Here is an 8,668-nt window from a genome sequence, read left to right on the forward strand (position 1 = left end):
TCTCCTGTCAGCAGAAGGGGCAGCGGTCCGGTCCGTCGCCGGTCGATGCTGGTAGCCATCATCACCGTGATCGAGAGGGCGTCACTGATGCGACACACCAGGCCCGCGATGGCTGCGGACGGCGCGACCACCGGGTTCGGCGACCAGGTCTTCCAACAGCTGCTCAAGGAGCGGGTGATCTTTCTCGGCACCCAGGTCGACGACACCTCGGCCAACACGATCTGTGCGCAGATGCTGCTGCTGGCGGCCGAGGACAGCGAGCGCGACATCTTCCTCTACATCAATTCACCGGGCGGCGTGATCAGCGCCGGCATGGCCGTCTACGACACGATGCACTACATCGGAAACGACGTGGCGACCGTCGGCCTCGGTCTTGCCGGGTCGATGGGCCAGTTCCTGCTCTGCGCCGGTGCGCCCGGCAAGCGGTACGCCCTACCGCACACCCGGATCATGATGCACCAGCTGTCCGGCGGGATGGGCGGCACCGCCGCCGATATTGCCATCCAGGCCGAGAACATGCTGTACATCAAGCGGACGACGATCGAGCGGATTGCGTCCCATACCGGACGCACTCGCGAGGAGATCGAGCGGGACTCCGACCGCGACCGGTGGTTCACCGCCGAGCAGGCCCGCGAGTACGGCATCATCGACCAGGTCATCGCCACCACGGCACAGCTGTCCACCGGTGGCGTCCCCAGCTGACCGGGCGAGCCTGGACGGAGACTTTCGATGCTGCTGCGACAGGTCATCGGGCGGGTGTTGCGTCGGCTCCGGCAGGACCAGGGCCGTACTCTGCAGGACGTCGCCCGAGCCGCCGGGCTGTCCACGGCGTACCTGTCGGAGCTGGAACGCGGACGCAAGGAACCGTCCTCGGAGATGTTGGCATCGATCTGCCGGGCGCTCGGTGTCGCGCTGGAGGAGCTGTTGGCGCAGGCGACGCAGGAGCTGACCCGCAGCCGTCCGATGGCTACCGTCCGCTGGCGACGGTTTGTCCGGCCCTCGGGCGACCCTGCGTCGGCGACCCGAAGGCGACGGGGCCGGGCGGGTCCGTCCGTCGGCCGTCCCGGCGAGCGGCGGGCCAGCCGACTGGTGGCCGGCCCGCCGCTCGCGGCGCAGCAGCGGGCCAGCCACCAGCACAGGTTCAGGAGCAGGCCACTCCGTTGACGGTGATCAACTCTGGTGCCGGGTTGGCCCCACCGGCGGTGGTGACGTTCAGCCCGAACATTGCCGTCTCGCCGGGCTCCAGCCGGCCGTTGTAGGTCTCGTTGTGGGCCGTCACCGTCGCCCCGGTCTGGCTGACCTCAGCCATCCACGCCTCCCGGAGCCGCTGGTCACCGGTGAACGCGAAGCGGACCGTCCAGCCGTCGACCGTGGCGTCCCCGGTGTTGGTGATGTCGACCTGGGCGGTGAAGCCTCCGCCGCCGGCCCACTCACCGTAGTTGACGTACTCGGCCCGGCAGCTCAACGGCGCCGGTGCGGGCACCGCGTCACCCTGGTCGGCCAGGAAGGAGGCGATCCAGCTCAACGCCGAGTTCCAGTTGATCGCCACTTCGTTGGTCGCGTACGACTCGATGTCGTCGACGTAGCAGAACATCGGGGCGCAGCCTTCCAGCAGGTCCCGGGCGAACGGGTCGTCCAGGCTGGCGTTGGCGCCGCCGGCGATCGATCCGGCCGGTGGAGTCGGCAGGTCCGGGTCGAGTTGGTTGCCGAAGATGCGGCTGTGCTGGTTGCGCGGGTACACCGAACCCCAGCCGGTGACGTAGGAGTGGTTCAGCGCGTTGCGGCCGAAAATGTAGTCCATCGCTTGCACGGCACCGTCGCGGTACCCGCTGTCCCCGGTCATGTCGTACGCCGTGGCGAGCACCACCGCGTTGTTGATGATGTTGCTGTTGGCACCCCAGAAGTAGGCGCCCCGGTTGCCCGGCATCGGCAACCCGTACGCCTGACCGTCCAAGGTGGCGAGGTAGGAGTCAGCCGCGGCCACCACCGAGGCGCGGATCCGGTCCCGTTCCTGCGGGGCGAGCCCGTTCGGCACGGTGGCCAGGTCGAGCCGGCCGAGCGCGGCGGTGGAGCCCCAGCCGAAGCCGGTCGCGTCGAAGACGTCCCGGGTGTGGTGCGGCGAGGCGGTGACGTCGTCGAGGTAGCTCTGCTCGCCGGTGGTCAGGTACATCTCGGCCGCCGCCCAGTAGAACTCGTCGCTGACGTCACCGTCGCTGTATGCGCCGCCGCCGTTGCCGTCGGCCGGATCGGCGAGCCGGTCCGGGTTGGCCTCGGCCGCCGCGTACGCCGTCGTCGCCGCCGTCTGACACTGGTCAGCGAACGCGGTGTCGTACGGGGCGTACAGTCGGGCGCACTGAGCGGTGACAGCCGCCAGGTTCAGCGTGGCCGCGGTCGATGGTGGATGCAGCTCCCGCAGCTCCGGGTCGTCCTCCGGCTGCAGCGGCAGGCCGGTCCAGTTCCGGTCGTGGATCTTGTGGTGGGCCATCCCAGCGAGCGGTTTACCGGTCGGCACCTGCATCCGCATCAGGAACTCCAGCTCCCAGCGGGCCTCGTCGAGGATGTCCGGCACGCCGTTGTCCCGCTCGGGCACCCGCAAGGTGCCGTCGCCGAGTCCGGCCCCGCCGTCGGCGCTGGGCGCGGTCTTGGTCCGCTCGAACGCGCTGAGCAGCTGGTAGGTGGCGATGCCACCGTTGACCACGTACTTGCCGTGGTCGCCGGCGTCGTACCAGCCGCCGCGCACGTCGAGCCGGTAGTCGCAGACACCGGGCTGGCACGGCACGTCGATGTCGCCCTGGTTGGGGGCGACGCCGACGTGGCCGGCCGGGCGGGCGTACTCCTCGCCGACCAGGTCGCCGTCGATCGCGATGCCGCTGCGCTGGATGTAGAAGAACTGCAGCGCGTCGGAGCGCAGTTGCTGGTAGATGTCGCCGGAGATGGCGAACGGGTAGCTGGTCTCGCCGTCGGTGACCAGGGTGAACCCGGTGCCGGTGCCCCGGTACGCGGAGAAGTCGATGGTGTGCGTCTGCTCGCCGGAGGCACTGTCCAACCCGCGTACGGTGCTGGTGCCGCTGGCGACGACGGCCCCGTCGGCGTCGTGCAGCTGCCAGTCGAGCGGCTCGGTGGCGTCGGTGACGACGGTGGCGTTCTTGGGCCCGCCGGGCAGGTAACCGACCTGGTTGACCCGCACCCGCGGGCCGGTGTCCGGCACGTACGGCGGCTCCTCCTCGCCGCCGCGCAGCGAGACGTCGTCCAGGCAGAAGGTGTACTCGTCGGCGTTGCCACCGACCTGGAAGGCGAGCTGGGCCCGTTCGGTGTCCTCGCTGGCGACGAAGGTCGCCTCGACCCGCGACGGTTCGGCGGTCAGTGCCAGGTCGCGGCCGAAGTAGCCGGTGTACGGGTCGGCGCCGAGCTGGACAACCGCCCGTACGGCGGCGGCCGGTTCGGCGGACGCGGTGAAGCCGATGGTGTACTCCTCGCCGGCGATCAGCGGCAGGCTCTCTTGCAGGATGCCGGCGTCCCACGGATTGGCCAGCCCGGTCGGGACGGTGGCGCAGAGCTGTCCGTCGACCACCCCGGTGCTGCTGGTGCCGTAGCTGATCCAGCCGTCGGTGCCGTTGCTGAAGTCGCCGTTGGTGATCTGCTCCGGCCCCCCGGGCGGAGGACCGGCGCTGTCGTCGCTGACCAGCGACACGTCGTCCAGGCACAGGATGTAGTCGGCGGCACCGCCGCCGAGTTGGAAGGTGAGGGTGCCGTCGGGTGAGTCGAGGTTCGCGGTGAACTCGTAGGTGACTGTCTCGCCGTCCGGCCCGAGGTCCAGCTCGCGGCTGAGTACGGTGGTGTAGGGCTCCGCGTTGAGCTGGACGTTCGCCCGTACGGTCGCGGGGACGTCGCTGGCGGCTGTGAAGGCCAGGCGGTACGCGGCACCGTCGATGAGTTCGATGCCGTTGTGTCCGATGCTGGCGTCCCACGGGTTGGTGGTGCCGCCGGGCACGCTGGCGCACAGTTGGCCGTCAGTGGCGGCCAGGGCGACGTTCTCGGTGCCCCACCAGGGGGCTGTTCCGTCGTCGAAGGTGCCGTTGACGATATGTTCGCGTTCCTCGGCGTATGCCGTCGTCACGGTCAGGGTGGTCAACGCCAGGACGCTGGCACTGGTGCCGGCGAGTAGCGCGACCGTCCGGCGTCGTCTGGATCGGGTCACGGGGTTCCTTCCGCGCGTGGGTCGGACTGCCCGGGTCGGGGGGGTCCGAGGACCGGACCTGACGTCGGTCCTCCCCGGGCCGCGCCGGAGGGCAGGGTTGGGAGCGCTCCCATTGATCTAAGACGATGTTGCCAGGGCGTTACCGGAGTGTCAATCACGTCATGCGCGGCGGGCCGTGCGACCGGCGCCCGACGTCTGCTTTGTGGCGCTTCACGGCTTATGTCCGTTATCTTGCCGCAATTCTCCATAATCTTTAGCATCTGCATGCTGATCTACTAGAGACATTTCTGCCCTGTTCCTGGCAGGCTGCCAGCCATGACCCTGAAGCTGCGTTCCGCGGCGGTGACCGACCGCGGCCTGATCCGGAGCGGGAACCAGGACTCCGTGCACGCTGGCGACTGGCTCGTCGCCGTCGCCGACGGCATGGGTGGGATGGCCGCCGGGGATCTGGCGAGCAAGATCGCGGTCGAGGCGATCGCACCGCTCGATGCGGCCGTCGCGGACGATGAACTGGTACCGAGGCTGCAGGCGGCGGTCGAGACCGCCAGCGCCGGGATTCGTCAGGCGATAGCCGAGGATCCGGCGCGGGAGGGGATGGGAACGACGCTGACCGCCCTGCTCTTCGCCAGGTCCGGCGCGGCGATCGCCCTGGCCCACATCGGCGACTCGCGGGCGTACCTGCTGCGGGGCGGCGCGCTGGAGCAGGTCACCCGGGACGATACGTTCGTGCAGATGCTGGTTGACGAGGGCGTCATCACTGCGGAGCAGGCCGCCAGCCATCCGCGTCGGGCGGTAGTCACCCAGGCGCTGCAGGGGGAGAACGTCAACCCCGCCTACCAGGTCTTCGAGCCGCAGACCGGCGACCGTTGGCTGCTGTGCAGCGACGGGCTGTCGAACGTGGTACAGGCGGAGAGCATCGCCGAGGTCCTGGCCACCTACGCGGACCCGCAGGCGGGCGCGCAACGGCTGGTCGACCTGGCGATTCGGGCCGGTGGTCCGGACAACATCACCGTGGTCATCGGCGACATCACCGAGGTCACCGGCGACATCGCCGGGTAACGGGGCCGAGCCGCCGGCGGCGGCCGGCCCGGGAGGTCGGGGCCGGCCACAGCCGGTGGGAAAGCCTGCAGCGTGGGTCGCGACCGGCGGCCGGGCAACGGCCCGATCCACCGATCGGCCCGATCAGTACGTCGACTGCAACTGTCCGCGGAGCTTGGTCAATGCCCTGGCGAGCAACCGCGACACGTGCATCTGGGACACGCCGATCTGATCGGCGATCTGTGACTGGGTCAGGTTGCCGTAGAAGCGCAGGGTGAGGATGCGCTGCTCGCGTTCGTCGAGGGTGGCCAGCGCTGGGCCGAGCGCGACCCGCAGCTCCGCCAGCTCGTACTCGCGGTCCTCGGCGCCGAGCATGTCGGCCAACTCGGTGGCGCGCTCGCCGTCGCCGGTCGGCGTGGACAGCGACACCGCGTTGTACGCGCGGGCACCCTCCAGGCCTTCGAGCACCTCCTCCTCGGTGATCCGCAGGTGTGCGGCGATGTCGGCGACCGTCGGCGACCGGCCCAGCGTCTGCAGCAGGGTGCTGTTCGCCTCCGAGATGCTCAGCCGTAGCTCCTGCAGCCGGCGGGGTACCCGGATGTCCCAGGTCCGGTCCCGGAAGTGCCGCTTCAGCTCACCGATGATCGTCGGGATCGCGTAGCCGGCGAAGTCGACGCCGCGCGTGGGGTCGAACTTGTCGATGGCCTTGATCAGGCCGACGGCCGCGGTCTGCGCGAGGTCGTCGGTCGGCTCACCCCGGCCGCTGTAACGCTGGGCGAGGTGCTGGGCCAGCGGGAGCCACGCCTCGATGGCCCGGTCGCGCAGTGCCTCCCGGGATGGGTGCCCGGTCGGCAGCGCCGCCATCGCGGCCAGCAGCTCGGTTGCGCTGTCCTCTGGCGCGGTCGTCCGCTTGTCCAGTGTGGCCGGCGTGGTCACCGCCCGGTCCACTGTCCTGGGCCGGTCCACTGTATTCGGTTCGGCTACTGTCGTCGGCTCGGTCACCGTGCGGTGTCCGGTCAGTGTCGCGGTCATGGTGGTCCTCCCTGCACCTCGTCCGCGGATATGGAAAGTGGTGCGTCTTGATGTGTCCGCTAGGGTCTTTCGGCCTCCAACATTAACCTGGTCGGTCAATCAAAAGCTAGCCGAAAGTACGATGTATTTATCGCCCATGATAGATCAAATCGGACATCTTTTCGCGCGTGAGCACCGTTTCCTGCCGTCGGTTACCCCGTCCGCGGGCAATGAAGCGTCACCAGCGCCTCATGATCGTCGACCGGTAGGTCGCCCGGGGCGACCGCCGTGCGTCGGGCATTCGCTGGTGTGCCGATGGCCGAGCTCAACCCGTTCCTGCATCTGGACCAGATGGGTGAGGTGGAGTACGCGCACGGCCTCCAGCTGTGGGTCGACCTGCCCAGGCCGAAGAAGTTCGCATCGCCCCGCTACCAGGGCATCCGAGGCGACCAGGTCGCCCTGCGCGCCACTGCGGACGGCGGAGCACTGATCCGGGTGATCTCCGGCTCGGTCGCCGGGCTCGACGGCCCCGGCTCCGCCCACACCCCGATCACCATCAGCCACTTGACGGTACAGCCGGGGCGCAGGTGGACCTGCCCTGGCGGGCCGACTTCGACGCTCTTGCGTACGTCCTGGGCGGCCGGGGGTCCGTCGGCCGCAGCTGCGGCCCGTGCGCACCGGCCAACTGGCTGTCCACGGGCCGGGCGACACGCTGCGGATCGCAGCCGACGCCCGGCAGGACAGCCGCGCACCGCAGCTCGACGTGTACGTCATCGGCGGTCGGCCGATTCGGGAACTCATCGCCCGGTACGGGCCGTTCGTGACGAACATCCGGGCGGAGCTGCTCGCCGCGTTGAGCCTCGCCGACGTGCTGCCGGCGGGCACGGCGGGTCAGGAGACCAGGAACACCCCGAGCACCCCCAGCACCACCATCACCAGGACCGCGAGGAGCAGTCCTTGTTCACTCTGGATGGTCTGGTCGGAGTAGGGTCGCTGGGGATCCGGGGTGACGATTTCGGTGCTCATCGTGCCTCCTCAGCCTGCTGCCCTGGCATCTTGACAATGACGGTAGGCAGCAGGTCTCGTCCGTGAATCCCGGAGCCGTGCCACCTACGGGTGTCGCCGCAGCAACCGGGTACCCGGTCCGCCCCACCCAAACACCGTCCCGGGAAGAACAAAGTGATGGGTGCCGGAGGCGCGGGGCAGGTAATGGGCGCCGCAGCGCGGCGGGGCGGGACAGCACCCAGGATGCTGTCCCGCCCCGCCGCTCGTGATCTCCCTGCTGGGGCCGTCCTCGTCAACGGGATTGGTGTCCGGCCGGCTGGCTCGACTCCCGTAGCACCTGGTGGGCCCGGTCGGCGTATTCGGCGTCGACCGTCACACCGTACTGGCTGGCCTGTAGCAGGCTGCGGGAGGAGAAGTCCCGCCGGCCACCGGTCATGGCGTGCGCTACCGCACCGAACACGGCACCCCAGACCGCACCGATCACCACGGCGGTGACGATGATGCCCAGCCAGTTCACCACCGCGAAAATGCCGATCAGCAGGCCGATGAACAGCCCGAACCAGGCACCGGTTCCCGCGCCGGCCAACGCCGCCCGGCCGGTGGTGAGTCGGCCGGTGACCTCCTCCACCAGCCGGAGATTGGTGCCGACGATGGCGGTGCGTTCCACCGGGAACCGGTTGTCCGACAGCCGGTCGACGGCGCGCTGCGCGGAGGCGTAGTCCGGATAGCTGGCGACGGTTACGCTGGTCCGCGCGGGACTGCCGTCCTGCGGCGCGGCGCCGGGCGCGGTGGCTGGTCCGGCTGGTCCGGCCGGCAGGTTGCTGGCTGGGAAGTTGGCGGTGTCGCCGAACATGCCCGGCGACGGATTATCCGTACGCGTCGTGGATCTGGTCATCAGAGTCCTTCCGTGGATACTCCGGCCTTCAGACCGGGGAGGAAACGGAACCCCCGCGGAGCGGGACAGGGAAAGTCGATCCGCCGCCGAGGTGGATCGGCGTCCACCGCACACCAACCCCACGGCTGAGGACCGAATCGCTAGATTGTCGACTGTGTCCAGGACCGTGAAGCGGGCGTTCAGGTACCGCTTCCACCCCACCCCGGAGCAGACGGCCGAGCTCGCCCGGACGTTCGGTTGTGTCCGGCTGGTCTACAACATGGCGCTGGCCGCCCGCACCGAGGCGTGGACGCAACGCCGGGAACGGATCACCTACAACGCCACGTCGGCGATGCTGACCGGGTGGAAGAAGACCGACGACCTGGCGTTCCTCAACGACGTCTCCTGCGTCCCTCTGCAGCAGGCGCTGCGGCACCTGCGGACCGCGTTCACCAACTTCTGGGCGAGACGGGCCCGGTATTTGCCGCAGGGCGCGGCGCCGTCGACGGTGACCGTGTCGCAGGACGCGGCGGGCCGCTGGT

8 protein-coding genes are annotated in these 8,668 nt (G+C 69.5%); 5 read left to right on the plus strand and 3 right to left on the minus strand.

The features are described from left to right. Nucleotides 1-87 precede the first annotated feature (87 nt). Nucleotides 88-702, plus strand: a complete 615-nt coding sequence (locus tag ACFHWU_RS21580; protein WP_416556693.1) for an ATP-dependent Clp protease proteolytic subunit — start codon at nucleotides 88-90, stop codon at nucleotides 700-702. A 27-nt stretch (nucleotides 703-729) separates the two neighbouring features. Next, on the plus strand, nucleotides 730-1,164 hold the full coding sequence (locus ACFHWU_RS21585) for a helix-turn-helix domain-containing protein (protein WP_416568904.1): 435 nt from the start codon (nucleotides 730-732) through the stop codon (nucleotides 1,162-1,164). Here ACFHWU_RS21585 and ACFHWU_RS21590 read toward each other — a convergent pair. After that, the gene (locus ACFHWU_RS21590) at nucleotides 1,142-4,198 is read right to left on the minus strand and encodes a glycoside hydrolase family 9 protein (RefSeq protein ID WP_416568905.1); all 3,057 of its coding nucleotides are present in this window, start codon (nucleotides 4,196-4,198) and stop codon (nucleotides 1,142-1,144) included. The two genes, ACFHWU_RS21585 and ACFHWU_RS21590, sit on opposite strands and share 23 nt — an antisense overlap. Before the next feature lie 315 nt (nucleotides 4,199-4,513). Here ACFHWU_RS21590 and ACFHWU_RS21595 point away from each other — a divergent pair, with 315 nt between their 5' ends. Continuing rightward, on the plus strand, nucleotides 4,514-5,257 hold the full coding sequence (locus ACFHWU_RS21595; RefSeq protein WP_416556690.1) for a PP2C family protein-serine/threonine phosphatase: 744 nt from the start codon (nucleotides 4,514-4,516) through the stop codon (nucleotides 5,255-5,257). Nucleotides 5,258-5,380: 123 nt separating this feature from the next. On the opposite strand, the gene ACFHWU_RS21600 is transcribed toward ACFHWU_RS21595, so the two are convergent. Next, nucleotides 5,381-6,100 (minus strand): SigB/SigF/SigG family RNA polymerase sigma factor, encoded by a 720-nt coding sequence (locus ACFHWU_RS21600; RefSeq protein WP_416556744.1) that lies wholly within the window; start codon nucleotides 6,098-6,100, stop codon nucleotides 5,381-5,383. 817 nt (nucleotides 6,101-6,917) lie between these two features. On the opposite strand from ACFHWU_RS21600, the gene ACFHWU_RS21605 reads away from it, so the two are divergent. Then, a complete protein-coding gene (locus ACFHWU_RS21605) occupies nucleotides 6,918-7,235 on the plus strand; it encodes a pirin-like C-terminal cupin domain-containing protein (RefSeq protein WP_416556689.1) in 318 nt (105 codons plus the stop codon). 309 nt (nucleotides 7,236-7,544) lie between these two features. Here ACFHWU_RS21605 and ACFHWU_RS21610 read toward each other — a convergent pair whose 3' ends face one another. Continuing rightward, entirely contained in the window at nucleotides 7,545-8,147 is a 603-nt protein-coding gene (locus ACFHWU_RS21610; protein WP_416591420.1) for a general stress protein, read from the minus strand. 154 nt (nucleotides 8,148-8,301) lie between these two features. Here ACFHWU_RS21610 and ACFHWU_RS21615 point away from each other — a divergent pair. Further along, nucleotides 8,302-8,668 (plus strand): helix-turn-helix domain-containing protein (locus tag ACFHWU_RS21615; RefSeq protein WP_416568907.1); only part of this gene is annotated, 367 nt, incomplete at its 3' end.

Source organism: Micromonospora sp. LOL_015, assembly GCF_048060275.1.
GTDB lineage: Bacteria > Actinomycetota > Actinomycetes > Mycobacteriales > Micromonosporaceae > Micromonospora_E.

Excerpts from the sequence above, each read along its gene's own strand:
- ACFHWU_RS21585 (WP_416568904.1), top strand. The coding sequence starts at position 730 with ATGCTGCTGCGACAGGTCATCGGGCGGGTGTTGCGTCGGCTCCGGCAG.
- ACFHWU_RS21580 (WP_416556693.1), top strand. The coding sequence starts at position 88 with ATGCGACACACCAGGCCCGCGATGGCTGCGGACGGCGCGACCACCGGG.
- ACFHWU_RS21610 (WP_416591420.1), bottom strand. The coding sequence starts at position 8,147 with ATGACCAGATCCACGACGCGTACGGATAATCCGTCGCCGGGCATGTTC.
- ACFHWU_RS21600 (WP_416556744.1), bottom strand. The coding sequence starts at position 6,100 with ATGGCGGCGCTGCCGACCGGGCACCCATCCCGGGAGGCACTGCGCGAC.
- ACFHWU_RS21595 (WP_416556690.1), top strand. The coding sequence starts at position 4,514 with ATGACCCTGAAGCTGCGTTCCGCGGCGGTGACCGACCGCGGCCTGATC.